This is a genomic window from Azospirillum sp. UENF 112521 (genome assembly GCF_058780665.1).
Genome location: NZ_JBSNCI010000009.1, coordinates 89914 through 116047, shown reverse-complemented (window position 1 = coordinate 116047; position 26134 = coordinate 89914). Strand labels below are relative to the sequence as shown.

Genomic DNA, 26134 nt, shown 5'->3' with positions numbered 1-26134 from the left:
TTCCGGCCGGCGCGACGGAAGGTCGCGCGGGCTCGCTGGTCACCGGTGTGTATCATACTCGGCAACGGCCGCGGTCCATGCGCAGACATCCCATCCGGGGGCTCAACCTGCAACCCGCGGCCATCCCCGATCAGTTTGTCCGCAACTCAAACAAAACTCTTTACGGCCGTCAAGGTTAGCGCTAACAGTATCGCCACCTCATCCCGGCGTCACCCGCGATTTCCGGCCGGCAGGCTGGCAGCGTCGTTTTGACCCGGTGATGATAGCGCTAACATCATTGTGTCGGTGCGAGGGCCGCCGCGATCGCTATCGCGGGGGCGGTGCCGCACCGGTCTTCGGGAACACGAGCCTCATGAACGGTCCCCCCATCGCGCCGTCCCCCGGCCTGAACACCATTCCCCCCGAGCTGTTGGGCGGTGCGCCGCCGATCGTCGTGGTGATGGGGGTCGCCGGCTGCGGCAAGTCCAGCGTTGGCCAGAGCCTCGCCACGAAGCTGGGCGACGCGTTCATCGAGGGCGACGCCCACCACCCGCCCGCCAACATCGAGAAGATGTCGGCCGGCATCCCGCTGACCGACGCCGACCGCGACGGCTGGCTGGGCACGCTGGCCGGCTTCATCGCCGAGGCGCATGGCGCGGAGCGCGGGCTGGTCGTCGCCTGTTCGGCGCTGAAGCGGCGCTACCGCGACCGGCTGCGCGGCGACTGCGAGCGGGTGGTCTTCCTGCACCTGCACGGCGACAAGGCGCTGATTGCGTCCCGCATGGGGGCGCGCACCGCCCATTTCATGCCCACCGCCCTGGTCGACAGCCAGTTCGCCGACCTGGAGATGCCGACAGCCGACGAAGCCGTGCTGTCCTATGAGGTGACGCTGCCGGCCGAGGCCATCGTCGCCGATGCCTATGCCCGCCTGACCGGCACCGGCGGGACATCGAACCAAGGCGGCGCAGCCGCTGAGAATCAAAGCGGCTCAGCCGCTGGGAATCAGAGCGGCGCAGCCGCTGGGAGGAACGCATGAAGAGCGTTGCGGATCTGCTGGAGCGGATCACCGAATGGATCATGGCGGCGATGCTGGCGGTCATGGTCGGTCTCGTCTTCGGCAACGTCGTGCTGCGCTACATCTTCAACAGCGGCCTCGTCGCGGCGGAGGAGATCGCGCGGCTGATGTTCGTCTGGCTGGTGTTTCTGGGCGCCACCGTGGCGCTGCGCCACCAGAGGCATCTGGGGCTGGAGATCCTGCAGGCCCGCCTGCCCTTCAAGGTGCGCCGCGCCTGTGCCGTGATCGCGCACCTGATGATGCTGTACGCGCTCTACCTGTTCGTGCAGGGCAGCTGGATCCAGCTGCTGATCGGCATGGAGACCTTCTCCACCGTCCTGCGCTTCCCGATGGCCTTCTATGCCGCGGCCGGCTTCTTCCCGGCCATCGCCATGGCGCTGATCGTGCTGGCGAACCTGTGGCGGATCGTCACCAACCAGCCCGGCGCCCGCATCCCCGGCGACCCCGACACGATGATGGACCATCCGGAGTCGCACGGCCCGGCCGTGGCGCCCCCTGTGGATCCGGCGGCACCCGGCAGCCATCCCGGCGCCGCCGTCGCCAAGCGCTGAAGCCCAGCCCAGAAGACCCTTTGCGGACGGAGACGCCGCCATGACGCTCACCATTTTCCTGGGCTCGCTGTTCGGCTTCATGCTGCTCGGCATGCCCATCGCCTTCGCGCTGATGCTGACCGGCGTCGCGCTGATGGTCCACCTAGACTTCTTCGACGCCCAGCTGGTCGCCCAGAACATGCTGAGCGGCGCCGACAACTACCCGCTGATGGCGGTGCCCTTCTTCATCCTTGCCGGCGAGCTGATGAACGCCGGCGGCATCTCCCAGCGCATCATCAACCTGGCGGTCAGCCTGGTCGGCCACATCAAGGGCGGCCTGGGCTTCGTGACCATCGGCGCCTCGGTGATGCTGGCCAGCCTGTCGGGCTCGGCCATCGCCGACACCGCGGCGCTCGCCACGCTGCTGATCCCGATGATGCGCGACCACGGCTATCCGGTGCCGCGCTCCGCCGGGCTGATCGCGTCGGGCGGCATCATCGCCCCGATCATCCCGCCCAGCATGCCGTTCATCATCTTCGGCGTGACCACCAACACCTCGATCAGCTCGCTGTTCATGGCCGGCATCGTTCCCGGCCTGCTGATGGGGCTGGGGCTGATCGCCGCCTGGATGTTCGTCGTCCGCGACATGACGGTGAAGCTGCAGCCGAAGGCCAGCGGGCGTGAGCGGCTGAAGGCGCTGGCCGACGGCGTCTGGGCGCTCGCCCTGCCGGTCATCATCATCGGGGGCTTGCGCGGCGGCATCTTCACGCCGACCGAGGCCGCGGTGGTCGCCGCCGTCTATTCGCTGTTCGTGGCGCTGTTCGTCTACCGGCAGGTGACGCTGCCGCAGCTGGTGCCGCTGCTGGTCCAGGCGGCGCGCACCACCAGCACCGTCATGTTCCTGTGCGCCGCCGCCCTGGTGTCGTCCTACATGGTGACGCTGGCCGACCTGCCGCAGCAGATGACCGAGCTGCTGGCCCCGCTGATGGGCCATCCCAAGATGCTGATGCTGGCCATCGCCGTCCTGCTGCTGGCCGTCGGCACGGTGATGGACCTGACCCCGACCATCCTGGTGCTGGGTCCGGTGCTGACCCCGCTGGCGATCAAGGCCGGCATCGACCCGACCTATTTCGGCGTGATGTTCGTCCTGATCGGCACGCTGGGCCTGATCCATCCGCCGGTCTGCACGGTGCTGAACGTGGTGTGCGGCGTCGCCCGCATCTCGCTGGAAAGCGCCACCAAGGGCATCTGGCCCTTCCTGCTGACCTACATCGTGCTGGTGGGCCTGCTGATCGCCGTGCCGGAGATCGTCACCGCCCCGCTGCACATGTTCCACTGACGCCTGCCCAAAACCAAGCAAGCCCAAAACCAACCAAACACCAGACGCCAATCACCAGATGGCAAGGGAGATCGACCCCATGTTCCGCAAACTGCTGCTCGCCACCGGCATCGCCGCCGCCCTGCTGGCTCCGGTCGCCGCCTCGGCGCAGGACGTGAAGACCCGCATCATCCGCTTCGGCTACGGCCTGTCGGAAAGCAGCAACCAGGGCCGCGCGGTGAAGTATTTCGCCGAGGAGCTGTCCAAGCGCAGCGGCGGCAAGCTGAAGGTCAAGGGCTTCGGCGACGCCAGCCTGGGCAGCGACATCCAGATGCAGAACGCCCTGATCGGCGGCGCGCAGGAGATGATGGTCGGCTCCACCGCCACCCTCGTCGGAATCGTCAAGGATTTCGGCGTCTATGACCTGCCCTTCCTGTTCAACAACGAGAAGGAGGCCGACGCCGTCCTCGACGGCCCGTTCGGCGAGAAGCTGCTGAAGTCGCTGAACGACAAGGGCTTGGTCGGGCTGGTCTATTGGGAGAACGGTTTCCGCAACCTGACCAACAGCAAGCGGCCGATCACCAAGCTGGAGGACATGGGCGGCATCAAGCTGCGCGTGATGCAGAACCCGGTCTACATCGACATGTTCAACCGCTTCGGCGCCAACGCGGTGCCGCTGGCCTTCTCCGAGCTGTTCACCGCGATGGAGACCGGCACGGTCGACGGCCAGGAGAACCCGGTCACCACCATCCAGTCGTCCAAGTTCTATGAAGTGCAGAAGTACCTGACGATCTCCCGCCACGTCTACAGCCCGTGGATCATGCTGGCCAGCAAGCGCTGGTATGACGGCCTGTCGGCCGACGAGAAGAAGATCCTGAACGAGGCCGCCGTCGCCTCGCGCGATTTCGAGCGCAAGGACAGCCGCGAGGCCTCGGCCCAGAGCATCGCCTACCTGAAGGAAAAGGGCATGCAGATCAACGAGCTGAGCCCGGCCGAGCTGGAGCGCATGCGCGAGATGGTCAAGCCGGCCTTCGACAAGTACGCCGCCGACGGCGGTGCCGACGTGCTGAAGGACCTGCAGGGCGCCATCGCCGCCTCGCGCAAGTAAGCGCGGCGACGCGGGTTTGCGAGGATGACGGGGGCGGGCCGGATCAACCGGTCCGCCCCCTTTCTTTTGCGGCTGTCCGATCCGGGTTGCAGCGATTGGAACGATTCGCAAATCGGTCCTTGGATATGGTTTGCGGATGCGGGTCCGAGTTCTTCGGTGGTTTTGAGAACAACTCGCAGTTACTGTTGGCTGGACTGATATATTGATAATTAATTTACTCGAATTTAACAGAATTACGAGACAGTTGCCCTGGGGTGTCGTGCCCTTGTCCGGGTGTGTCGTGGGGACTGTCGATGTTCAAGAAGCTGCCTTTGGTGACCAAGCTGGTATTGGCGATCGGACTGGTCATGACGATCGGGCTGGGGGCCGGGTCGGTCGTGATCTCCGTCAAGAGCGGGGCGGACACCGACGCGCTGTCCTTCCAGGTCGGGGAGGAGCTGGGCAAGTACCATGCGGCGACGGTCGAGCGCCGGCTGAACGATGCGTTGGACATCAGCCGCCATATGGGCACGACGCTGCTCAGCCTGAAGCGGAGCGGCGTTGCCGACCGCGGCGCGCTGAACGACTGGCTGAAAAGCCTGCTGGAGGCCAACACCGGCCTGATCGGCGTCTGGGTCGGCATGGAGCCGAACGCGCTGGACGGTAAGGATTCCACCTTCGCCAACACCCCCGGCACCGATGCCAGCGGCCGCTTCATCCCCTATTGGAACCGCGGTGGCGGCAAGGTCCAGCTGGAATCGCTGGTCGGCTATGACGATCCCGGCCCGGACGGCCTCTATTACCAGCAGGCCAAGCGCACCGGCAAGGAGGTGATCGTCGAGCCCTACAGCTATGTCGTTGCCGGCAAGAGCGTGCTGATGGTGTCGCTGGCGGTGCCGATCCTCGACAACGGGAAATTCATCGGCGTCGCCGGCGTCGACATCGCCACCGACGTCATCTGGGACGAGTTGAAGACGGCTAGGCCGTTCGAGACCGGGTCGGTGTTCCTGATCTCCAATGCCGGCGCCTGGGCGGCCTACAGCAACCCCGACCATCTGGGCAAGCCGATCCTGGAAACCAATCCCCGGCTGAAGGACGCGATGCCCGCCGTCCGCGAAGGCCGGCCCTTCGCCCATTTCTCGGTGTCGGCCAGCCTTGGCTCCGAGGTGAAGCAGCTGTTCCGGCCGGTCGCCATCGGTAACACCGGCACGCCCTGGTCGATTTTGGTCAACCTGCCCATCAACAAGGTCGAGGTGCCGAAGCAGGAGCTGCGCACCTTCATCGCGGTGGGAGCGGTGCTGCTGACCGTGGCGCTTCTGCTGGCACTGTGGCTGACCAGCCGGGTGGTGGTCGGCCAGCCGCTGCGCCGGATCATTGCCACCATCCAGGCGCTGACCGCCGGGCGGCGCGACGTGGAGGTCGCCGACCGCGACCGCGCCGACGAGATCGGCTCCATCAACACGGCGTTGCAGCTGTTCAAGGAGAATGCCGGCCGCGTCGCCGAGATGGAGGAGCAGCGCCGCCTGGACGAGCAGCGCGCCGCCGAGCAGCGCAAGCAGGATCTGGCCCAGCTGGCCCAGCGCTTCGAGGGCTCGGTCGGCGACGTGGTCGCCAGCGTCGCCCGGCAGGCCGAGATGATCCGCACCGATTCCGAAGGGCTGTCGGCCATCGCCGAGCAGACCAACGCCCAGGCCTCCGCCGTCGCCAGCGCCGCCGACGTCGCCAGCGGCAACGTGCAGACGGTGGCCGCCGCCGCGGAGGAGTTGGCCCATTCCATCGAGGAGATCAACCAGCGCATCGCCGCCTCGTCGCGCATGGCGAACGACGCGGTGGGCGAGGTCGAGAAGACCAACGGCACGGTGGCCGGCCTGGCCGAGGCGGCGCAGAAGATCGGCGACGTGGTGAATTTGATCCAGTCCATCGCCGGCCAGACCAACCTGCTGGCGCTGAACGCGACCATCGAGGCGGCACGGGCGGGGGAGGCGGGCAAGGGCTTCGCCGTCGTGGCGCAGGAGGTGAAGAACCTCGCCAGCCAGACCGCCAAGGCGACGGAGGAGATCGCCGCACAGATCGCCGAGATCCAGTCGGTCAGCGGCAGCGCCGTCGGCGCCATCCAGGCCATCGGCCGCACCATCCTGGGTATCAGCGAGACGGTGACCGCCGTCGCCGCCGCCGCCGAGGAGCAGGGGGCGGCGACGCGCGAGATCAGCCGCAACGTCCAGCAGGCCGCCAGCGGCACCCGCGAGGTGTCGACCAACATCGAGGGCGTCACCCGCGCCGCCAGCGAGACCGGCAGCATGGCCTCGCAAGCGCGTGCGGCGGCCGACACGCTGTCGCACCAGTCGGCGCAGCTGCGCGGCGAGGTGCAGCGCTTCGTGGCGACGATCCGCGAGGCGTGACGGGGTGGGGAAGCCGCAGGTCGGCGGCTCCCCCCTTCACAACAGTCCCACCCTCAGCAGTCGAAGAAGACCGTTTCCCCGTCGCCCTGGATGCGGATGTCGAAGCGGTAGACCACGCCGCCCGGCGTCTCGGCGCGGGTTGCGATCAGGGTATCGCGGCGGTCGGCCGGGACGCTCGCCAGCACCGGGTCGGCCGCATTCGCCGCGGTCTCGTCGGAGAAATGCAGGCGGGTGAAGGCGTGGCTCAGCATGCCGCGGGCGAACACGGTGACCGCGATGTGCGGGGCATGGCCGGGGTCGCAGGCGCCGGGCTTCACCGTGTCGAAGAAATAGCGGCCGGCGTCGTCGGTGCCGCAGCGGCCGAAGCCGGCCGCACCGGGGAGGTGCCTGCCGTCGGCGCCGGCCTGCCAGATCTCCACCACGCAGTCGCGGACGATCTGGCCCTCCCCGTCATAGACCACGCCTTCGATGCGGATGTGCTCGCCGGCCATGTCGCGGGTGGCCAGCCGGTTGGTCGCCAGCGGGCGGCGGCCGTAGAGCTCCGGCGTCCAGGCATAGGCGAAATAGGGGCCGACGGTCTGGGAGGGGGTCTGTTTCAAGGTTTGGCTCATGACGGTCAGCCCTCCATCGGCGTGGCGTGGCGTCCGCGCAGGACGATGTCGAACTCGTAGCCGAGCGCCCACACCGGCTCGGTCACGTCGATTGAGAAGCGGGAGACCAGCAGCTCGCGCGCACCCTCCGGCACCCCGTTGTAGATGGGGTCGAGCGGCAGCAGCGGGTCGCCCGGGAAATACATCTGGGTGACCAGACGGGTCAGGAAGGACGGCCCGAACAGCGAGAAATGGATGTGCGCCGGCCGCCAGGCATTGTGGTGGTTGCCCCAGGGATAGGCCCCGGGCTTGATCGTGGTGAAGCGGTAGCGGCCCTCGGCGTCGGTGAGGCAGCGGCCGGCCCCGAAGAAGTTGGGGTCGAGCGGCGCGTCATGCTGGTCCCAGCGGTGGACGTAGCGGCCGCAGGCGTTGGCCTGCCAGATCTCCAGCAGCGTGTGCGGCACCGGCCGGCCATCCTCGTCCAGCACGCGGCCGGTGACGATCATCCGCTCGCCGATCGGCTCGCCGTTGACGCGGCCGTTCTTGGTCAGGTCGTGGTCGAGCGGATCGAGGCTGTCATGGCCGAACACCGGGCCGGTGCGCACCGACAGCCCCTGCTTCATCGGGATCAGCGGCTTGGACGGCGAGCGCAGCACCGTCGATTTGTAGAGCGGCGACAGGTAGGGCGGGTGTTGCGCCCAATCGCGGGGGCGGAAATCGCCCTCCTTGTCCTGAACGGCGGTGTCCATCTCGGCTGTCCTCCTTGGGCGCGGTCAGTTGTGCTGACGCTGTTGGGATCTGTGATCGGCGAGTGCGCGGTCGATGAAGTGGGAGGCGGCGCCGGTGTAGCGCAGCGGGTCGAACAGCCGGTCGAGGCCGTCCAGGCCCAGCGCCTGCATCACCTCCCCATCCTCGGCCAGCACGTCGCGCAGCGGACGGGCGGCGGCGGCGGCGCGGCGGCTGGCCTCGGCGACGCGGGAATGGGCGGCCATGCGGCCCATGCGGTCGCCCAGCGCCATGGTGACGGCTTCGGCCAGGATCAGGCCGCGGGTCAGGTCCAGGTTGGCGCGCATGCGCTCCGCATCGACGGTCAGGCCGGAAACGGTCTCGCGGGCATGGCGGGCGGCACCGGCAACGAGGCGGCAGAGGTCGGGCAGCGCCTGCCACTCGGCATGCCAGCCGCCGAGGCCGCGCTCATGCTCCTGCACCTGGGCCGCCAGCAGCCCGCCGACCAGGGCGGGAGCGCGGATGGCGGCGGAGAGCAGGACGGCGCAGGACACCGGGTTGCGCTTGTGCGGCATGGTGGAGGAACCGCCGCGGCCGGGGGCGCTGGGCTCGAAGGCTTCTGCCACCTCCATCTGCATCATCAGCGAGATGTCGCGGCCGAGCGTGCCAAGCGTTCCGGCGAGGATGCCGAGGGCGGCGGCCAGTTCGGCGATGCGGTCGCGGCTGGCGTGCCAGGGCAGGGCGGGCAGGGGGAGGTCCAGCTCCTTCGCCAGCGCCTCCGCCACCGCCGGACCGGCGTCGCCGAGTGCCGCCAGCGTGCCGGCGGCACCGCCGAATTGCAGAGCGAGGCGGGCACGGGCGGCGGCGAGGCGCTGGCGGTCGCGGCCGAGCGCGTCGAGCCAGCCGGCGGCCTTCAGGCCGAAAGTGGTCGGCAGGGCGTGCTGAAGCCAGGTGCGGGCGACCATCGGCGTCGCGCGGTGGCGCTCGGCGAGGTCGGCGAGGCCATCGGCGAGCACGGCCAGATCGGCGTCGAGACCGTCGAGGAAGCGGCGCAGCTGAAGCATCAGGCCGCTGTCCATCGCGTCCTGGCTGGTGGCGCCCCAATGGACGTAGCGCGACGCCTCCTCGTCGGCGGCCTTCACGGTGGCGGTCAGATGCTTGACCAGGGGGATGGCGGTGTTGCCGGCGAGCGCTGCCTCCGCCCCCAGCGCGGCCGGGTCGTAGAGATCGGCCCTGCACGCCGCCTCGATGGCCGGGACGGCGCGGGCGGGGATGACGCCGACCGCCGCCTCCGCCCGCGCCAGCGCCGCCTCGAACTCCAGCATGCCTTGCAGCCTTGCCGAGGGGGAGAAGGCGTCGGCCGCGGCATCGCTGGTGAAGAGCGGGTCGAGCAGGGGGTCGGCGTGGATGGTGGTCATGCTGCTCACCCCTTCTTCGCGTCTTCCTCGTCCATCTCGGCATAGACGGCGCGGGCGAGCGCTATCGCGTGGTTGGCGGCGGGGATGCCGGCATAAATGCCGGCCTGCATCAGGATTTCCTTCACCTCGTCGCGGGTGACGCCGGTGTTGCGGGTGGCGCGGATGTGCAGCTTCAGCTCGCCGTCCTTGCCGAGTGCGGCCAGCATGCCGATGGTCAGCATGCTGCGCGTCCGGATGTCCAGCCCCGGCCGGGTCCAGATCTGGCCCCAGGCGGTCTTGGTGATGAACTCCTGGAAATCGGCGTCGAACCCGGTGGCGCGCTCCAGCGAGCGGTCGACATGGGCGTCGCCGAGGACCGCGCGGCGCACCGCCATGCCGCGGTCGTACAGATCCTTGTCCGTCATTTCACGGTCGGCCATCACAGGTCCCTCAGGAAGCCGTCGATCAGGGCTGCCAGCTCCGCCGGCTTCTCGACGCCGGGGATGTGGGCGGCGCCGGGAAGCAGCTCGAACCGCGCGCCGGGGATGCCGGCCGCCAGCTCGCGGGCGGCGTCGGGCGGGGTCGCCACGTCCTCCGCGCCGCAGATCACCAGGGTCGGCGCCGTGATGGCGGCGTTGGCGGCGCGGAGATCGGCGTCGCGGATCGCCATGGCGCAGCCGACATAGCCATCCTCGGGAATGCGGGCGACCATGGCGGTGTAGCCGCGGATCTGGTCGGGACGGCCGTCGCGGAAGCTTTGGGTGAACCAGCGCGCCATCACCCCGTCGGCAATCGCTGTCATGCCGCGGGCGCGGATGGCGGCGATGCGGTCGGTCCAGACCGACGCCGGGCCGATGACGCCGGCGGTGTCGCACAGGATCAGGCCATGCACCCGGCCCGGCGCCTTGACGGCGAGGCGCTGCGCCATCATGCCGCCGATCGACAGGCCGCAGACATGGGCACGCTTGACGCCGAGCGCGTCGAGCAGGCCGGCGGCATCGTCGGCCAGCAGATCCATGCTGTAGCCGGCGTCCTCCGTGACCGGCGTCACCTGGGTCAGGCCATGGCCGCGCATGTCGTAGCGCAGGATGCGGTAACGCTGCGACAGGTGCGGCACCACCGCGTCCCAGATGTGGAAGCTGGTGCCGATGGAGTTGGCCAACAGCAGCACCGGCGCGTCGGCCGGGCCGGTCAGGTCGTAATGCTGGGTGATGCCGGCGGCTTCGATGAAGGGCATTGGGTCTGCCTTCGCTTGTTGTGGCGGTCGCGACTGGGTTTGACGCTACACCCGCTCGATCATCACCGCGATCCCCTGGCCGACGCCGATGCACATGGTGCAGAGCGCCGTCCGGCCGCCGGACCGTTCGAGCTGGTAGACCGCGGTGGTCGCCAGACGGGCGCCGCTCATGCCGAGCGGGTGGCCGAGTGCGATGCCGCCGCCGTTCGGGTTCACATGGGCGGCGTCGTCCGGCAGGCCAAGCTCGCGCAGGATGGCCAGCGCCTGGGCGGCGAAGGCCTCGTTCAGTTCGATCAGGTCGATGTCGCCGACGGTCCGGCCAAGCCGCTCCAGCAGCTTGCGGGTGGCCGGGACCGGGCCGATGCCCATGACGCGCGGCGGCACGCCGGCGGTGGCGCCGCCGAGGATGCGGGCGCGCGGGGTCAGGCCATGGCGCTTCACCGCCGCTTCGGAGGCCACCAGCAGGGCGGCGGCGCCGTCATTGACGCCCGACGCGTTGCCGGCGGTGATCGTGCCGCCGGGGCGGACGATGGGCTTCAGCGCCGACAGCGCCTCGATGGTGGTGGCGCGGGGGTGTTCGTCGGTGGTCACCACCGTCTCGCCCTTGCGGGTGCGGATGGTGACGGGAACGATCTCGCGGGCCAGGCTGCCGTCGGCGATGGCGCGGGCGGCGCGCTCCTGGCTGCGCAGCGCGAAGGCGTCCTGGTCGGCGCGGGCGATCTTCCAGTCGTCGGCGACGTTCTCCGCCGTCTCCGGCATCGAATCGACACCGTAGGCCGCCTTCATCGCCGGGTTGACGAAGCGCCAGCCGATGGTGGTGTCGAAGATCTCGGCCTGACGGGAGAAGGGGGCGTCGGACTTGCCCATGACGAAGGGGGCGCGGCTCATGCTCTCCACCCCGCCCGCGATCATCAGGTCGGCCTCTCCCGCCTTGATCGCACGGGCGGCGGTGGCGAGCGCGTCGAGGCCGGAGCCGCAGAGCCGGTTCATCGTCGTGCCCGGCACCGCGTCGGGCAATCCCGCCAGCAGCGCCGACATGCGGGCGACGTTGCGGTTGTCCTCGCCGGCCTGATTGGCGCAGCCATAGATGACGTCGTCCACCGCGGCCCAGTCGACCGAGGGGTTGCGCTGCATCAGGGCGCGGATCGGCACGGCGCCGAGATCGTCGGCGCGCACCGACGACAGGGATCCGGCATAGCGGCCGATGGGAGTGCGGATGGCGTCGCAGATATAGGCGTCACGCATGGTCTTATCCTTCCCCGCCAACCTGCCCGTGGGCGGCGGCGGTGCGGGCCTGGAGGTCGCGCAGCGCCGCCAGGGTTGCGGCATCCGGGATGTCGGTGGTCTTCAGGTCGGGCGAGATCTTCAGATCCCAGCCGGTGGCCGCCTTCACCTGCTCCACCGTCACGCCGGGGTGGATGCCGGTCAGGGTCAGTTCCTTGGTCACCGGGTCGGGGGTGAGGATGCCGAGGTCGGTGATCACCGCGGTCGGTCCGGCGCCGGGGATGCCGGCCCTGGCCCGTGCATCCCCGCCGTCGAGATAGCCCGCCGAGGTGACGAAGGGCAGCTTGGCGACGAAGGCCTTGGGGCTCTGCTTCAGGACGATGAAGACCTCCTTGGCCTGGGAGGCGATCTCCGGCGCGCCGCCGGCACCGGGCAGCCGCACCTTGGGTGAGTCGTAGGGGCCGATGACGGTGGTGTTGATGTTGGCGAAGCGGTCGACCTGGGCGGCGCCGAGGAAGCCGACGTCGATCCGCCCGCCCTGGAGCCAGTAGCGGAAGATCTCCGGCGTGCCGACCACGGTGTCGGCGGTGAGCGCGAGGTCGCCGTCGCCGATCGACAGCGGCAGCACCGTCGGCTTGGCGCCGATCGGCCCCGATTCATAGATCAGCACGACGTCCGGCGCATGGGTCAGCCGGGCGAGGTTGGCGGCGGTGGAGGGCAGGCCGATGCCGACGAAGCAGACAGTGCCGTCCTTCAGCAGGCGGCTGGCCGCCACCGTCATGATCTCGGTCGCGGTGAAGTCTTCGGAACCCATCACACGGCCTCCTTCATGATCTGGGCCATGCTTTCGGCCAGCACGCGGCGGAAGCCGGCGAAATCGTCGGTGTCCAGCACATGGCGCTGCATCCAGGCCTGGAAGGTCTCGCGCGAGCGGGCGATGGGATCCCAGGCCTTGTAGAAGCGGTTGTCGCGCTCCGAATAGCCCTGCGCGTAGGACGGATAGGCACCGCCGGGGACAGGGCAGACAGCCGACAGCGCCCAATAGGGCAGCACGCAGGCGTTGGGCGGCGCCTCCAGGTCGTCGACGATCTCCTCCACCGTGACGATGGAGCGCTTGGCGGCCAGCACCGCTTCCTTCTGGACGCCGAGGATGCCCCAGAGCAGCACATTGCCGCGGCGGTCGGCCTTCTGGGCGTGGATCACCGTCACGTCCGGCCGGACCGACGGGATGGCGGCCAGCTTTTCGCCGGTGAAGGGGCACTCGACGAAGCGGATGTTGGGGTTGACCTTCGGCAGGTCGGAGCCGGTGTAGCCGCGCAGCAGGGCGAAGGGCAGGTTGGAGGCGCCGGCGACATAGGCGTTCGCCATGCCGGCGTGGCTGTGCTCCTCGATCTCCAGCCGGTGCGGCCAGCTTTGCTCGACCGCATCGCGGAAGCGGTGGAGGGAACCGACGCCGGGGTTGCCGCCCCAGGAGAAGATCAGCTTCGCGGCGCAGCCCATGCCGATCAGCTGGTCGTAGATCAGGTCCGGCGTCATGCGCACCAGCGTCAGGCCGCGCCGGCCCTGCCGGATGATCTCATGCCCGGCGGCATGGGGGATCAGGTGGGTGAATCCTTCCAGGGCGACCGTGTCGCCGTCGTGCACGAGGCTCGCCACCGCCTCGCGCAGGGGCGTGATCTTCGCCATATGACCTCCCGGATGTGCGAAAATCGCACAGATATTCGTCGTTACGCACAGAGTGGCGAGCGGTGCGCTGCGCTGTCAAGGGCGAAAAATGCTTGTATCGTGCGATGATCGCCCATATTGCGGCGCAACATGAGGATTGCTTTGTCGATGCGACCGGAATGAAAGAGAAAAAATATATTTATCAAATACTTGAATTGATGACTGATTCTGTGCGATTATAGAACATAACATCAAATATCGCACTTGACGGTTCGGTCCTCCCTCAGTACGGTGGACGGAACAGTCAATGACCGGAATAGCGAATTCCGGCGCCGGCATATGGTCACATGTGGGAGGGACGATGACGAGGACTCTGCGCAACGCGCTGTTGGGCAACGCGCTGCTGGGTGCGGCGTTCGGTCTGGCGCTGGCGGCCGGTCCGGCCGGTGCCGCCACCATCAAGGTCGGCGTCGTGGCGCCCTTCTCCGGGCCGTTCGGCGTGGTGGGCAAGAGCTTCAAGGAAGCCATCGAGGTCTATCAGGCCGAGCACGGCAAGACCGTCGGCAACGACACGGTGGAGTTCATCTACAAGGACCTCGACCAGGCGAACCCGGCGCAGAGCAAGGCGCTGTCGCAGGAGCTGATCGTCAAGGAGAAGGTGTCCTTCCTCGCCGGCTATTTCTTCACGCCGGATGCGCTGGCCGTCGCCCCGCTGATCGACGAGGCGAACATCCCCTGCGTGATCTTCAACGCCGCGACCTCCGCCATCACGGAGAAGTCGCCGCGCTATGTCCGCACCTCCTTCACGCTGTGGCAGAACACGGTGCCGCTGGCCGAACACATGGCCAAGCAGGGTATCAAGAAGGCGATCTCGGCGGTCAGCGACTATGGTCCCGGCATCGACGGCGAGGCCGCCTTCAAAACCACCTTCGAGAAGAACGGCGGCACGGTGGTGGACACCATCCGCATGCCGCTGAAGTCCACCGACTTCGCCCCCTTCATGCAGCGGATCAAGGATTCGGGCGCCGAGGCGGTCTATGCCTTCCTGCCCGCCGGCCCGACAACGCTGGCCTTCGCCAAGGCCTTCAACGACACCGGGCTGAAGGCGGCGGGCATCAAGTTCTTCGGCCCCGGCGACCTGACCCAGGAACCGGACCTGCCGGCGCTGGGCGACGCGGTGATGGGCATCACCACCACCTTCAACTACAGCCGGGCGCACGACTCGGCGATGAACAAGGCCTTCGTCGCCAAGCACAAGGAGATGTTCGGCTCCTACGACAGCGTCACCTTCACCTCGGTCGGCGCCTATGACGGCACGCATGTCATCTATCAGATGATCAAGAACAGCGGCGGCAAGATCGACGGCGCCAAGGCGGTGGAGTCGGTGAAGGGCATGAGCTGGGAAAGCCCGCGCGGTCCCCTGACCATCGATCCCGACAGCCGCCACGTCACCCAGACGATCTATCTGCGCACTGTCGAGATGGTCGACGGCCGATTGGAGAATGTCGAGAAGCAGTCGTTCCCGAAGCAGCCGGACTATGGGTACAAGCTGGCGAAGTGAGGGGATGGTCTCCCTCTCCCGTCCCGGTAAGAATGCCCTCTCCCCCCTGCTTTCGCGCATACTTCGTTTGCGCTGACGCGACAGGCGGACCAAAGGTCCGCCGAAAGCGGGGAGAGGGTTAGGGTGAGGGGGACGCGCGGCAGGATTTACGGGTAAGGCACGCAGTGCTTCCCCCTCACCCCGATCCTCTCCCCGGGGGGAGAGGGGGAGGGGCGGGTGGAGAGACATCATGGAAACCATGTTCGGGATCGCCGTCGACGGGGTCGCCTACGGCATGATCCTCTTCATCATCTCCGTCGGGCTGTCGGTGACGCTGGGGCTGATGCGGGTGGTCAATCTGGCGCATGGCGCCTTCGCCATGGTCGGCGGCTATGTCGCCTCCTATGCAGCACAGAGCGCCGGGCTGCCCTATGGGCTGGCGCTGGTGGTGGCGGTGGCGCTGACCGTGCTGGCGACGCTGCCGCTGGAACGGCTGCTGTACCGGCGCATCTACGGCTCGGCCAACGAACTGGCGCAGGTGCTGCTGACCATCGGGCTGACCTTCGTCATCGTCGCCGGCATCAATTACCTGTTCGGCCCGACGCTGAAGCGCATTCCGCTGCCCGATCTGCTGACCGGCACGGTGCAGCTGGGGCCGAAGTCGATCCCGACCCACCGCGCCTTCGTGATCGGCGCCGGGGCGGCCACCCTGCTGGGGCTGTGGTGGCTGTTGGAGCGCACCGATTTCGGCATCCGGCTGCGCGCAGCGGTGGATGACCCCGCCATGGCGGCGGCGCTGGGCATCCGGACCGAGCGGCTCTATCTGGCGACCTTCGCGCTCGGCACCGGGCTGGCGGCGCTGGGCGGCGTGCTGGGGGCGGAACTGCTGCCGTTGGAGCCCTATTACGCCATCCGCTACATCGTGCTGTTCCTGGCGGTGGTGGCGGTCGGCGGGGCGGGCAGCATCTTCGGCTCGGCGGCGGCGGCTTTGGCGCTCGGCATCGTCGACACCGCCGGCAAATATTTGATCCCCAATTTCGGCGAGTTCTTCTTCTACGCCGCCCTGATCCTGATCCTGTTCCGCTGGCCCCACGGCTTCTTCAAAGGGAGGACGGCATGACGAGCGTCGCCGAGCGCGACGGAAAGGCCGGCGCGGTGACCCGCCCCGCTCCGCTCGGGCGGCGCCGCGATCTCGGCTGGATCGGCATTCCGCTGGTCGCATTGGCCGGGCTGGCCGCCTATTGGCTGCTGCCGGACGATCTGGCGCTGCTGACCCGCATCGCCGCCTCGGCGCTGTTCGTGCTGTCGCTCGACCTCGTGCTCGGCTATGGCGGGATCGCCACGCTGGGGCAGGCGGCGATGTTCGGCACCGGCGCCTATGCCGCCGGCATCGTCGCGGTCAACTGGAACAACGACCCCTTCGTCATGCTGGCGGCCGGCGGGCTTGCCGGCGGGCTGGTCGCGCTGGCGACCGGCGCGCTGATCCTGCATGCGCGCGGGCTGACCCTGCTGATGCTGACCATCGCGGTCGGGCAGATCGTGCAGGAGGTCGCCAACAAGGCGCGCGACTGGACCGGCGGCAGCGACGGGCTGTCGGGCATCGACCCGGCTCCGGTGCTGGGGCTGTTCCGCTTCGACATGTTCGGCCGCACCTCCTACCTGTTCGCGCTGGCGGTGCTGGTGGCCGGGCTTTTGGTGGCGCGGCGGATCGTGCGCTCGCCCTTCGGGCTGGCCTGCCGCGGCGTGAAGGAGGACCCCTTGCGGATCTCCGCCATCGGCGGCTCGCCGAAATCCTATCTGGTGGCGCTCTATGGCGTGGCCGGGGTGTTCGCCGGGGTGGCCGGGGGGCTGACCGCGGTCACCAGCGGCATCGTCGGGCTGGACAGCGCCGGCTTCCCCTGGTCGGCGGAGGCGCTGGTGATGCTGGTGCTGGGCGGCACCGGGCGGCTTTACGGTGCTGTGATCGGTACGGCGGCCTTCATGGGCATCCACCACATCCTGGCCGCCAGCGATCCCTTCCACTGGATGGGCTTCATCGGCCTGTTCCTGATCGGCATCGTCCTGTTCCTGCCCGGCGGCATCGCCTCGGGTCTGGAGCGGCTGGGCGGGCTGTTGCGCCGGCCGGCTGGACAGGGGGAGGGTGGGGCATGACCAAGCTTCTTGAGGTCGAGGGGCTGAGCAAGAATTTCGGCGGTTTGCAGGTGTCGTCCGACATCACCATGACGCTGAGTGCCGGCGACCGCTGTGCCCTGATCGGGCCGAACGGGGCCGGCAAGACGACCTTCGTCAACCTCGTCACCGGGGTGATCCCGCCCAGCGCCGGCACCATCCGGCTGGACGGCCGCGACATCACGAGGCTGCCGGCGGCGGAGCGGGTGCGGCTGGGGCTGATCCGCAGCTTCCAGGTGGCGCGGCTGTTCAAGTCGATGACGGTGCGCGAGCATCTGGAACTGGCCGTCCTCCAGCGCGACCGCCGCACCTTCCGGCTGTTCGCCAATGTCGCCAGGGTGGCCGGGCTGGCCGACGAGGTGGCGGGGCTGCTCGATGCCATGGGGCTGACCCATGCGGCGCACACGGCGGTCGGCTCGCTGGCCTACGGGCAGCAGCGGCTGCTGGAGATCGCGCTGGCGCTCGCCATGAAGCCGAAGGTGCTGATCCTCGACGAGCCGGCGGCCGGCGTGCCCCATTCGGAAAGCCAGCGCATCCTCGACGCCATCGACCGGCTGCCCAAGGATCTGGCGGTGCTGATGATCGAGCACGACATGGATCTGGTGTTCCGCTTCGCGAAGACCATCGTCGTGCTGGCGCAGGGGCGGTTGCTGTGCAGCGGCACCGCCAGGGAGATCGTCGCCGACCCGCGCGTGCGCGAGGTCTATCTCGGGAGCCGTGCCGATGCACACTGAGCCGCGTGGGGCTTTCGAGATCGCGGATCTGCGCGCCGGCTACGGCAAGACGCTGATCCTCGACGGCGTGTCGCTGGCCGTGCCGGCGGGCGGGCGGCTGGCCCTGCTCGGCCGCAACGGGGTGGGCAAGACGACGATTCTGGCGACGCTGGTCGGCCAGACCACCCGCCATGGCGGCAGCATCCGGCTGGACGGGGTGGAACTCGGTGGGATAACTAGCTCGGGTCGCGCGGCAGCCGGGCTCGGCTATGTGCCGCAGACGCGCGACATCTTCAAATCGCTGACGGTGGAGGAGAATCTCGTCACCGGGCTGAAGGGGCGGCCGCGTTCGGCGCTGGAGGAGGCGTACGAGCTGTTCCCCCGGCTGGGCGAGCGGCGGCGCAACGGCGGCGGCGAACTGTCGGGCGGCGAGCAGCAGATGCTGTCGGTCGCCCGCGCGCTTCTCGGCAAGCCGACGGTGCTGCTGCTGGACGAGCCGCTGGAAGGGCTGGCGCCGGTGATTTGCGACACGCTGATGGCGGCGCTGTCCAGGCTCGACATGACCATCCTGCTGGTGGAGCAGCAGGTCGACCGCGCGCTGGACTTTGCCGACCGCGTGGTCTTCCTCGACCGCGGCCGGGTGGTGCATGCCGGGCCGGCGGCGCAGGCGAAGGCCGATCCGGCGCTGCTGGAGCGGCATCTGGGCGTTGCGCTGGCGGCGTAGGGGGGGCCTACCGGAACGGTGGCGCGTAGAGCAGGCCGCCCTGGGTCCAGGGCTTGTTCATGCCGCGGTCCATGCCGTAGGGGGTGCCGAGGTTGCGGTCGAAGATCTCGCCGTAGTTCCCGACCTGGGCCAGCACCTGCAAGGCCCAGTCGTCGGGCAGTCCGAGGGTGCGGGAGACGCTGCCGGCGTGGCCCAGCATGCGGTGCAGTTCGGGATCGTCGGGGATGCGGCCGGCCTGGACGTCGGCCGAGGTGACGCCCTTGGCATCGGCCAGCACGATGGCGTGGAGCACCCAGCGGGTGATGTCGTACCAGTTGCGGTCGCCGCGCGCGATGTAGGGCGTCAGCGGCTCGCGCGAGATCACGTCGGGGTAGATGTAAATGCCCATTCCCGCCTGGCGGTAGCCGGCCAGCGAGGTCACCAGCACCGTGCGGTCGGTGGTCAGCAGGTCGCATTCATGGGCGAGGAACGCCTGCAACGCCTCGTCCAGCGTCTGGAAGGTGCGGATCGTCCAGGGCAGGTCGGACTTGCGGATATGGTCCTCCAGATTGCGGACCGTGGTGGTGGCGGTCTTGACGCAGACGGTGCGCACACCCAGCCGGTCGAGCGGCGGCGGCGGGGTGCCGTCCGAGTGGATGGCGAAGCCCTGGCCGTCATGCAGCAGCGGCATCAGGAACTCGATGTCGTGCGACAGCTCGCGGCTGAAGGTCCAGGTCGTGGTGGTCAGTGCCACGTCGACCTCGTGCTTCTCCACCGCCTGGAATTCCTGCGGCTTCTCCGGCAGGCGGACGACGCGGATGGCCTGGGCGTTGCCGAGCGTCGCCGCGGCGAAGACCCGGCAGACATCGACCAGGAAGCCGTCGAGATGCCCCTGCGGGTCGGAGAAGGAGATGCCGCTGACGCCGCTGCGCAGGCCGCAGATCAGGAAGCCGCGGCCGTGGATGCGCTCCAGCGTGTCGCCGTCCTCGGCCCAGGCCGGTGGCATTAGCGCCGGTAAGGCCGAAACCATCGCCAGCAGCACAAGCAACACCAGCCGCATTCCGACACCCATTCCCCTGACCCGCCTCTTCCACCGCGTGCCGGCGGCGGGCGGGGTCAGGCCGCCTGCCCGGCGCGCAGCGTGCCGAGCAGACTATGCAGCGAAGCCGCTTCCTCGGCCAGCGTGTTCGCCGTCTCGGTCAGCGAGGCGGCGATGTCGCCGGTGCGGGCGGCCTGGGCACTGACGCCGTCGATCAGGCTCGCCACCTCGCCGGTGTTGCCGGCGATCACGCCGACGCGGCGGCGGATGTCGGTGGAGGAGTCGGTCTGGCGGGCCACGGCACCGCCGATCAGCTCCTGCACCTCGCTGATGCGCTCGACCGAGCCGGAGATGCGGGCGAAGGTGCCGACGGTGTTCTGGATGCTGCCGTTGATGGCGCTGACCGACGTGGCGATCTGCACGGTGGCGTTGGCGGTCTCCTCCGCCAGCTTCTTCACCTCCGCCGCCACCACGGCGAAACCGCGGCCCGCCACGCCGGCCGCCGCCGCCTCGATGGTGGCGTTCAGCGCCAAGAGCTTGGTCTGGTGGGCGATGCCGGTGATGACGTCGACGATGCGGCGGATCTGCTCGGTGTTGTCGCCCAGCTGGCCGACCACCTCGCGGGCGGCGGTCAGCTCGCCCAGCGTTGCGCCGACCACGCCGGCCGCCTCGCTCGTCAGGCTGGAGACGGTGCCGATGGTGTCCATCAGCGTGCCGGCGCTGTCGTTGCAGGTGTTGGCGTTGCGGTTGCTCTCGGCGACGAAGCTGCCGGCGCTGACCGTGCTGTCGATGGTGCCGGAGGATTCGCGGCGCAGCGCGTCGGCCAGCTCGCGCAGCTGGCCCGACTGGGTGGCGACGCCCGACGCCACCTGATGCACGTCCTCCATCAGCTGGCGGGCCAGCGCTGCCGAGCGCATCTGCTCGGTCACGTCGGTCCAGGACAGCGTCTTGCCCAGCACGTTGCCCTGGTCGTCGAACACGGTGTCGACATGGGCCTCCACCGTCGTCTCGTCCACCGTCAGGGTGCGGCGCGGGATCTGCGGACGGGCGGGGTCGGTGCAGGCGGCGGTGAAGTCCGGCCCCTGGGCCAGCAGGTCGGGACCGGCCGGGTCGATGCCGTGCGCCTCGCAGAAGGTCCGGGCGGCGGGATTGACGAAGCCGACCTGCCCTTCGCCATTTGGGCCGTCGGTGCGCAGGAGGGCGGTCGGCACCGGGCTGCTGTCGACCATCCGCTTCATCAGCAGCACCTGCTCGACGCTGCCGCGCAGGCGGCGCAGCGCGGCGGCCATCACCGCCAGCTCGTCGCGGCCGGTGCGGGGAACCTCGATGGACAGGTCGCCGGCGGCGATCTGCTCCATGGCGCGGGCGAACTTGCGCAGGTTGGCGATGACGGCGACGCGCAGCAGCAGGGCGGCGGCGATGGCGACGGCCAGCGCGAAGGCGGCGACCATCTTGAGGGCGTCGTTGCGCAGGGCCTCCGTCGCGCCGACGAATTCCGACACGTCGCGCGAGATCTCCGCCGTCGCCCAAGGCAGCCCGCCATCGCCGCCGAGCGCCACGGTGGTGGTGGAGAGCTGCGCATGGGCCGACGGCTCGCCGCCCTTCGCCTCGAACAGAACGCCGCCCTTGGCGTCGGTGATGCGGATGTCGGCGTCGAGCACGGCGCCCAGGTTGGACAGGGCGGGCAGGGGATCGGTCACCACCTCCAAAAAGCCCAGGACGCGGAAGCCGCCGATGGGGACGATCATGCTGAACAGCGGCCGACCCTGGCCGTCGCGCCACAGCAGGCTGGCCGGACGGCGCTTGTCGGCGATGTCGCGGGTCTTCAGCGCCTCGAACAGCGGGGCGACGGTGGCGACGCTGTCCTGCTCCCCGCCGGTGGCGGCGATGCGCGCCATGTCGGCGTCGAACACGGCGACCGAGACCAGCCGCACCTCGCGGTCGACCACCACGGGCCGCGCGTTGATGTTCTTCAGCGCCAGCATCGTCTTGGCCGGGTCCTTCTGGTTGATGCTGTCGACCAGGAAGGCGTCGCGGCTCCATTCGTTGGCATGGCCCTGGAGCCAGTCCGTGTAGTTCTTGCGGATGCGGTCGTTGGCGAGAACCCGCAGGGTGGCCGCGGCACTGCTGTTGAAGGTGGTCAGCGCGAAGTCGGTGTAACGCTGCGACACCCAGGCCTGGCTGGCGATCAGCGCCGCCACCAGCACGCCCACCACCGACACCATGGCGCGGCGCAGGGTCCAGAAGCGGTGGCGCGCACCGCCATCGTCCAAGGTGCTGCCCGCATTCGTCGAGATCGCCGTCATGCCCAAACCCCCGCCGCCAGTGAACGGTTTCAACGGATTGCTACACGCATATCGTCGCAGGGCCCTTTGAACGGTTTAGCGTTCATTTGTGAACAGTTCGTGTCTTTTCGTTTGTATTTGAGGCAAGCGGGGATGAAGGCGCTAAGGAAACAGGTGGTCTTTTGGGCGGATATGCGGTCTATGACTTTCCCAGGGGGGAATCCGACAAGAAGAAAAGCAACCGGATGTGGTGGATTGACTTCGGAGCAGGCTGTCTGCCCGCGTTAACGCATAAAAAATGGGCCACGGAAGCGCGCGAAAAATTTTCGCGATTTCCGTGACCCAGGCTGCCGAGCGCGTGGCCGCCGCGAGACTGAAGCGACGGGGGAGTTTGCTCGGGGTTAGGTGGATGGGCGCCCTATACCCCCTCTCCCCCCTGGGGAGAGGGTCGGGGTGAGGGGGATGCAGGGAGTGGATTCGGTGGCGAATGGGGGAGTGTGCGACTTTATGAAGATCCTCGCCGCGCGACCCCCTCACCCTAACCCTCTCCCCGGGGGGAGAGGGGATTCCGGCCGGTTCGAAGAACTCCTTACCCATCCTGCGTGACGTCGCCGGCGAACAGGTAGCCTGTGCCGTGGACGGTGACGATCAGCCTCGGGTCCGCCGGATCGGTCTCGATCAGGCGGCGCAGGCGGCGGACCAGGCTGTCGATGGTGCGGTCGGTGGCATCCGTCTTGCGCCGCGTCGTCGCCGTCAGCAGATAGTCGCGGTTCATCACCCGGCCGGGGTTGCAGACGAAGGTCGACAGCAGCTCGAACTCGGCGCCGGTCAGCCGCACCGGGTTGCCCTGCGGGTCGGTCAGGCGCATGCGGTCGAGCCACAGCGTCCAGCCGGAGAAGCAGCGCCGGCGGTCGTCGCGCTGGTCGCCCGGCGCCTTCAGCCGGCGCAGCAGGTTCCGCACCCGGGCCAGGATCTCTCGCGGCTCGAAGGGCTTCGCGATGTAGTCGTCGGCCCCCATCTCCAGCCCGATGATGCGGTCCAGCTTCTCCGCCCGGCTGCTGACCAGGATGATGCCGATCTCCGACACCGCGCGAAGCTCGCGGGTCAGGGTCAGCCCATCCTGGCGCGGCAGCCGGATGTCGAGCAGCACCACGTCCACCGACGCCGCCGCCAGCAGATCCTTCAGCTCCTCCGCACTTCGGGCCAGCAGGACGTCGAAGCCCTCATCTGTCAGATAGGACTTCAGCGTCTCGCGCGTCACCGCGTCGTCGTCGGTGATGGCAATGGTCGCCGCCATGACCCTCTTGTCCGCCTCTCAGCGCGCCTTTTGCCTCAATGCTCCAGGATCTGGCCCAGGAACTGGCGGGTGCGCTCGCTTTTCGGGTTTTCGAAGAATTCGGCCGGCGACCCGCTCTCGATGATCGAGCCTTCGGCCATGAAGACAATAGAGTCGGCGACCTGCCGGGCGAAGCCCATTTCGTGGGTGACGCAGACCATGGTCATGCCCTCGCCGGCCAGCTCGGTCATGACGTCCAGCACCTCCTTGACCATTTCGGGGTCGAGTGCCGAGGTCGGCTCGTCGAACAGCATGATCTCGGGGCGCATGCACAGCGCGCGGGCGATGGCGACGCGCTGCTGCTGGCCGCCGGACAGCTGGCCGGGGAACTTGTGCGCCTGGTCGGGGATGCGCACCCGCTTCAGGTACATCATGGCGATTTCCTCGATCTCGGACTTCGCCATGCCGCGGACCCAGATCGGGGCCAGCGTCAGGTTCTGGAGCACCGTCAGGTGCGGGAACAGGTTGAAGTTCTGGAACACCATGCCGACCTTGCGGCGGATCTTCTCCACCGCCTTGACGTCGTCGGTCAGCTCGATGCCGTCGACGATGATGTGGCCGGTCTGGTGCGCCTCGAGCCGGTTGATGCAGCGGATCATCGTCGACTTGCCCGACCCGGAGGGGCCGCAGACGACGACCTTCTCACCCTTGCCGATGCTGATGCTGACGTCGCGCAGCGCGTGATAGCTGTTGTACCACTTGCCGACCTTGCGGAGTTCGATGATGGCGTTGGCGGTCATGGCGTGTCTCCAGAAGGCCGGTCAGCGGCGGGTGTAGCGGTTGGCCAGACGCTCCAGCCACTGGCTGTAGCGCGACATGCTGAAGCAGAAGATCCAGAACATCAGCCCGGCGAAGACATAGACCTCGGCGAAATAGGGGCGCCATTCGGGGTCGGTCGTCGCGACGGTGGCGGCGGTCAGCAGGTCGTACAGGCCGACGATGGTGACCAGCGAGGTGTCCTTGAAGGCGCTGATGAACTGGTTGACGATGGGCGGGATGACGATGCGCAGGGCCTGCGGCAGGACGATCAGCATCGTCTTCTGCCAGTAGCTGAGGCCAAGCGCGTCGGCGGCCTCGTACTGGCCCCTGGGGATCGCCTGCAAGCCGCCGCGCACGGCCTCGGCCAGATAGGCGGCGGTGAAGAGCGTCATGCCGGCGAGTGCCCGCAGCAGCTTGTCGACCGTGACGCCTTCCGGCAGGAACAGCGGGAACATCACCGAGGCCATGAACAGCACGCTGACCAGCGGCACGCCGCGCATCGTCTCGATGAAGCCGACGCAGAAGGTGCGGATGGCGGGCAGCGAGGACTGGCGGCCCAGCGCCAGCAGGATCGACAGCGGGAAGGCGAGAGCGATGGAGAAGACCGACAGCATCAGCGTGATCGGCAGCCCGCCCCAGCGGTCGTTCGGCACATAGGTGAGGCCGGCGATGCCGCCCCACATCAGCACGCCCATGCCGACCAGGGTCAGCGCCCAGGCGACGGCCAGCCAGGGCCGCCAGAAGGCGCGGACGCCGCTGGCCCCCAGCATCGCCACGAACAGGGCGCAGGCCAGGAAGGGGCGCCACTGCTCGTCATAGGGGTAGGTGCCGAAGAAGATCAGCCGGTGCTTGACCACGATCACCGACCAGCAGGCGCCGGCCGCCTCGCGGCAGGCCTCCGACGACCCGGACCAGCTGGCGTTCAGCAGCAGCCAGTTCGCCATCGGCGGCACCACCAGCCACAGCAGGAACAGGCAGGCCAGCGTCAGCGCGGTGTTCAGCGGCGTGTTGAAGAGGTTGTCCTTCGCCCAGCCGAAGGGCTTCAGCGCCGTCATGCCGTTGGCCTGCGGCGGGGCGGAGGCCTGGGTCGGCTCCTCCTCGTAGGACGCGGCCCAATGGGCGGGGGGACGGGAGCGGTGGGAATCGGGGCCGGATCGGCCGGGAACTGCTTGCTCATCGGGTCACCAGAGCCACGCGGCGGTTGTACCAGTTCATGAAGCCGGAGATCGCGAGGCTGATGATGAGATAGACGAGCATCATCATCGCCACTGCCTCCACCACCTGGCCGGTCTGGTTGGCCGAGGTGTTGGAGACGCTGACCAGGTCCGGATAGCCGATGGCGACCGCCAGCGAGCTGTTCTTGGTCAGGTTCAGATACTGGCTGGTCAGCGGCGGCACGATGACGCGCAGCGCCTGCGGCAGGATGACGAGGCGCAGGATCTTGCCCGGCGACAGGCCCAGCGCCAGCCCGGCCTCGGTCTGGCCGTGCGGCACGGCGAGGATGCCGGAGCGCACGATCTCGGCGATGAAGCCGGCGGTGTAGACCGATAGGCCGATCAGCAGCGCGGTGAATTCCGGGGTGACCGATCCGCCGCCCTCGAAATTGAAGCCGGCCAATGCCGGCACGTCGAAGGCCAGCGGGGCGCCGGTGACGATGAAGGCGAGCGCCGGCGGCAGCAGCAGGGCGGCGATGACGGCCGGCAGGGTCGGGAAGGGCTTGCCGGTGGTCTCGCGCCGGCGGCGGCCGTAGCGGACGACGGCGATGGCGGCGGCGATGCCGGCGACCAGCGCCAGCAGGATCCAGCCATGGCCGGCATGCTCCACCAGGACCGGGAACTTCATGCCGCGGTTGCTGAGGAAGATGCCCGGCAGCACCTCCAGCGCCTCGCGCGGGCTGGGGAGCCGGTTCAGGATGGTGTACCAGACCACCAGCTGCAACAGCAGCGGCACGTTGCGCACCGTCTCGACATACAGGGTGGCGAAGCGGTTCACCATCCAGTTGGACGACAGCCGCCCGATGCCGATCAGCACGCCCAGCACGGTCGCCAGCACGACACCGGCGGCCGACACCGCCAGCGTGTTCAGGAGGCCGACCACCAGGGCCGTCAGGTAGGTGTCGGACGCGGAATAGGGCAGCAGGCTCTCGCCGATCTCGAAGCCGGCCTCGCGGTGCAGGAAGCCGAAACCGGTGGCGACGCCGCGGGTGGCGAGGTTGGTCAGGGTGTTGGAGACGAGATACCAGGCGACGGCGAGGGCGCAGGCCAGGAACAGAGCCTGATACAGCCACCCCCGCACGCGCGCGGAATTCAGCGCCTGGACCGGGTTTGTCATGGTGTTGCTCCGTGCGGGGGGTGAAAGGCCCT

24 protein-coding genes are annotated in these 26134 nt (G+C 68.6%); 10 read left to right on the top strand and 14 right to left on the bottom strand.

From position 1 onward, the window contains the following. Positions 1-352: 352 nt before the first annotated feature. The 5 genes from ACWPN8_RS32105 (at position 353) to ACWPN8_RS32085 (ending at position 6388) form a co-directional block, all read left to right on the top strand. Positions 353-1015 (top strand): gluconokinase, encoded by a 663-nt coding sequence (locus ACWPN8_RS32105; RefSeq protein WP_492243741.1) that lies wholly within the window; start codon positions 353-355, stop codon positions 1013-1015. Continuing rightward, positions 1012-1605 carry a TRAP transporter small permease gene (locus tag ACWPN8_RS32100; RefSeq protein WP_492243740.1) on the top strand — a complete coding sequence of 198 codons (594 nt, stop codon included), beginning with the start codon at positions 1012-1014 and terminating at the stop codon, positions 1603-1605. Before ACWPN8_RS32105 ends, ACWPN8_RS32100 begins: the two co-directional genes overlap by 4 nt. A gap of 40 nt (positions 1606-1645) precedes the next feature. Continuing rightward, positions 1646-2923 (top strand): TRAP transporter large permease, encoded by a 1278-nt coding sequence (locus tag ACWPN8_RS32095; protein ID WP_492243739.1) that lies wholly within the window; start codon positions 1646-1648, stop codon positions 2921-2923. Positions 2924-3002: 79 nt separating this feature from the next. Next, complete coding sequence (locus tag ACWPN8_RS32090; RefSeq protein ID WP_109448718.1) at positions 3003-4010, top strand: TRAP transporter substrate-binding protein; 1008 nt, start codon at positions 3003-3005, stop codon at positions 4008-4010. A 293-nt stretch (positions 4011-4303) separates the two neighbouring features. After that, positions 4304-6388 carry a methyl-accepting chemotaxis protein gene (locus ACWPN8_RS32085; protein ID WP_492243738.1) on the top strand — a complete coding sequence of 695 codons (2085 nt, stop codon included), beginning with the start codon at positions 4304-4306 and terminating at the stop codon, positions 6386-6388. 53 nt (positions 6389-6441) lie between these two features. Here ACWPN8_RS32085 and pcaG read toward each other — a convergent pair whose 3' ends face one another. The 8 genes from pcaG to ACWPN8_RS32045 are packed head-to-tail and all read right to left on the bottom strand — an operon-like array spanning position 6442 to position 13248. Then, positions 6442-6987: a protocatechuate 3,4-dioxygenase subunit alpha gene (gene pcaG, locus ACWPN8_RS32080; protein WP_492243737.1), complete on the bottom strand. Its 546-nt coding sequence runs from the start codon at positions 6985-6987 to the stop codon at positions 6442-6444. A 17-nt stretch (positions 6988-7004) separates the two neighbouring features. Continuing rightward, complete coding sequence (gene pcaH / locus ACWPN8_RS32075; RefSeq protein ID WP_492243736.1) at positions 7005-7727, bottom strand: protocatechuate 3,4-dioxygenase subunit beta; 723 nt, start codon at positions 7725-7727, stop codon at positions 7005-7007. 24 nt (positions 7728-7751) lie between these two features. After that, positions 7752-9122, bottom strand: a complete 1371-nt coding sequence (locus ACWPN8_RS32070) for a 3-carboxy-cis,cis-muconate cycloisomerase (protein ID WP_109452972.1) — start codon at positions 9120-9122, stop codon at positions 7752-7754. 5 nt (positions 9123-9127) lie between these two features. Then, the gene (gene pcaC, locus ACWPN8_RS32065; protein ID WP_492243735.1) at positions 9128-9541 is read right to left on the bottom strand and encodes a 4-carboxymuconolactone decarboxylase; all 414 of its coding nucleotides are present in this window, start codon (positions 9539-9541) and stop codon (positions 9128-9130) included. Beyond that, complete coding sequence (gene pcaD, locus ACWPN8_RS32060; protein WP_492243734.1) at positions 9541-10338, bottom strand: 3-oxoadipate enol-lactonase; 798 nt, start codon at positions 10336-10338, stop codon at positions 9541-9543. Before pcaD ends, pcaC begins: the two co-directional genes overlap by 1 nt. A gap of 45 nt (positions 10339-10383) precedes the next feature. Continuing rightward, the gene (gene pcaF, locus ACWPN8_RS32055) at positions 10384-11583 is read right to left on the bottom strand and encodes a 3-oxoadipyl-CoA thiolase (RefSeq protein WP_492243733.1); all 1200 of its coding nucleotides are present in this window, start codon (positions 11581-11583) and stop codon (positions 10384-10386) included. 4 nt (positions 11584-11587) lie between these two features. Beyond that, a complete protein-coding gene (locus ACWPN8_RS32050) occupies positions 11588-12376 on the bottom strand; it encodes a CoA-transferase subunit beta (RefSeq protein ID WP_492243732.1) in 789 nt (262 codons plus the stop codon). Continuing rightward, the gene (locus ACWPN8_RS32045) at positions 12376-13248 is read right to left on the bottom strand and encodes a CoA transferase subunit A (protein ID WP_492243731.1); all 873 of its coding nucleotides are present in this window, start codon (positions 13246-13248) and stop codon (positions 12376-12378) included. The genes ACWPN8_RS32050 and ACWPN8_RS32045 overlap by 1 nt, the downstream gene beginning before the upstream one ends. A 340-nt stretch (positions 13249-13588) precedes the next feature. Between ACWPN8_RS32045 and ACWPN8_RS32040 the strand changes: the two genes are divergently transcribed. The 5 genes from ACWPN8_RS32040 (at position 13589) to ACWPN8_RS32020 (ending at position 18373) form a co-directional block, all read left to right on the top strand. Beyond that, entirely contained in the window at positions 13589-14788 is a 1200-nt protein-coding gene (locus ACWPN8_RS32040) for an ABC transporter substrate-binding protein (protein ID WP_109445991.1), read from the top strand. A 229-nt stretch (positions 14789-15017) separates the two neighbouring features. Beyond that, positions 15018-15887 (top strand): branched-chain amino acid ABC transporter permease, encoded by an 870-nt coding sequence (locus ACWPN8_RS32035; RefSeq protein ID WP_109048582.1) that lies wholly within the window; start codon positions 15018-15020, stop codon positions 15885-15887. Beyond that, a complete protein-coding gene (locus tag ACWPN8_RS32030; protein WP_492243730.1) occupies positions 15884-16918 on the top strand; it encodes a branched-chain amino acid ABC transporter permease in 1035 nt (344 codons plus the stop codon). Before ACWPN8_RS32035 ends, ACWPN8_RS32030 begins: the two co-directional genes overlap by 4 nt. Then, a complete protein-coding gene (locus tag ACWPN8_RS32025; protein ID WP_492243729.1) occupies positions 16915-17670 on the top strand; it encodes an ABC transporter ATP-binding protein in 756 nt (251 codons plus the stop codon). Before ACWPN8_RS32030 ends, ACWPN8_RS32025 begins: the two co-directional genes overlap by 4 nt. Then, entirely contained in the window at positions 17660-18373 is a 714-nt protein-coding gene (locus ACWPN8_RS32020; RefSeq protein ID WP_492243728.1) for an ABC transporter ATP-binding protein, read from the top strand. The genes ACWPN8_RS32025 and ACWPN8_RS32020 overlap by 11 nt, the downstream gene beginning before the upstream one ends. Before the next feature lie 7 nt (positions 18374-18380). Here ACWPN8_RS32020 and ACWPN8_RS32015 read toward each other — a convergent pair whose 3' ends face one another. From ACWPN8_RS32015 to ACWPN8_RS31990, 6 genes are all read right to left on the bottom strand, one after another. Continuing rightward, positions 18381-19424, bottom strand: coding sequence for an amino acid ABC transporter substrate-binding protein (locus ACWPN8_RS32015; protein WP_492243727.1), 1044 nt, complete (start codon positions 19422-19424; stop codon positions 18381-18383). A 44-nt stretch (positions 19425-19468) separates the two neighbouring features. After that, on the bottom strand, positions 19469-21697 hold the full coding sequence (locus ACWPN8_RS32010) for a methyl-accepting chemotaxis protein (RefSeq protein ID WP_492243726.1): 2229 nt from the start codon (positions 21695-21697) through the stop codon (positions 19469-19471). Between the two features lie 568 nt (positions 21698-22265). Further along, positions 22266-22973, bottom strand: coding sequence for a response regulator (locus tag ACWPN8_RS32005; RefSeq protein WP_098735879.1), 708 nt, complete (start codon positions 22971-22973; stop codon positions 22266-22268). 35 nt (positions 22974-23008) lie between these two features. After that, the gene (locus ACWPN8_RS32000) at positions 23009-23752 is read right to left on the bottom strand and encodes an amino acid ABC transporter ATP-binding protein (protein WP_042694164.1); all 744 of its coding nucleotides are present in this window, start codon (positions 23750-23752) and stop codon (positions 23009-23011) included. 21 nt (positions 23753-23773) lie between these two features. Beyond that, positions 23774-24826 carry an amino acid ABC transporter permease gene (locus ACWPN8_RS31995; protein WP_492243725.1) on the bottom strand — a complete coding sequence of 351 codons (1053 nt, stop codon included), beginning with the start codon at positions 24824-24826 and terminating at the stop codon, positions 23774-23776. A gap of 118 nt (positions 24827-24944) precedes the next feature. After that, positions 24945-26102 carry an amino acid ABC transporter permease gene (locus tag ACWPN8_RS31990; RefSeq protein ID WP_109446009.1) on the bottom strand — a complete coding sequence of 386 codons (1158 nt, stop codon included), beginning with the start codon at positions 26100-26102 and terminating at the stop codon, positions 24945-24947. Between the last annotated feature and the right edge of the window lie 32 nt (positions 26103-26134).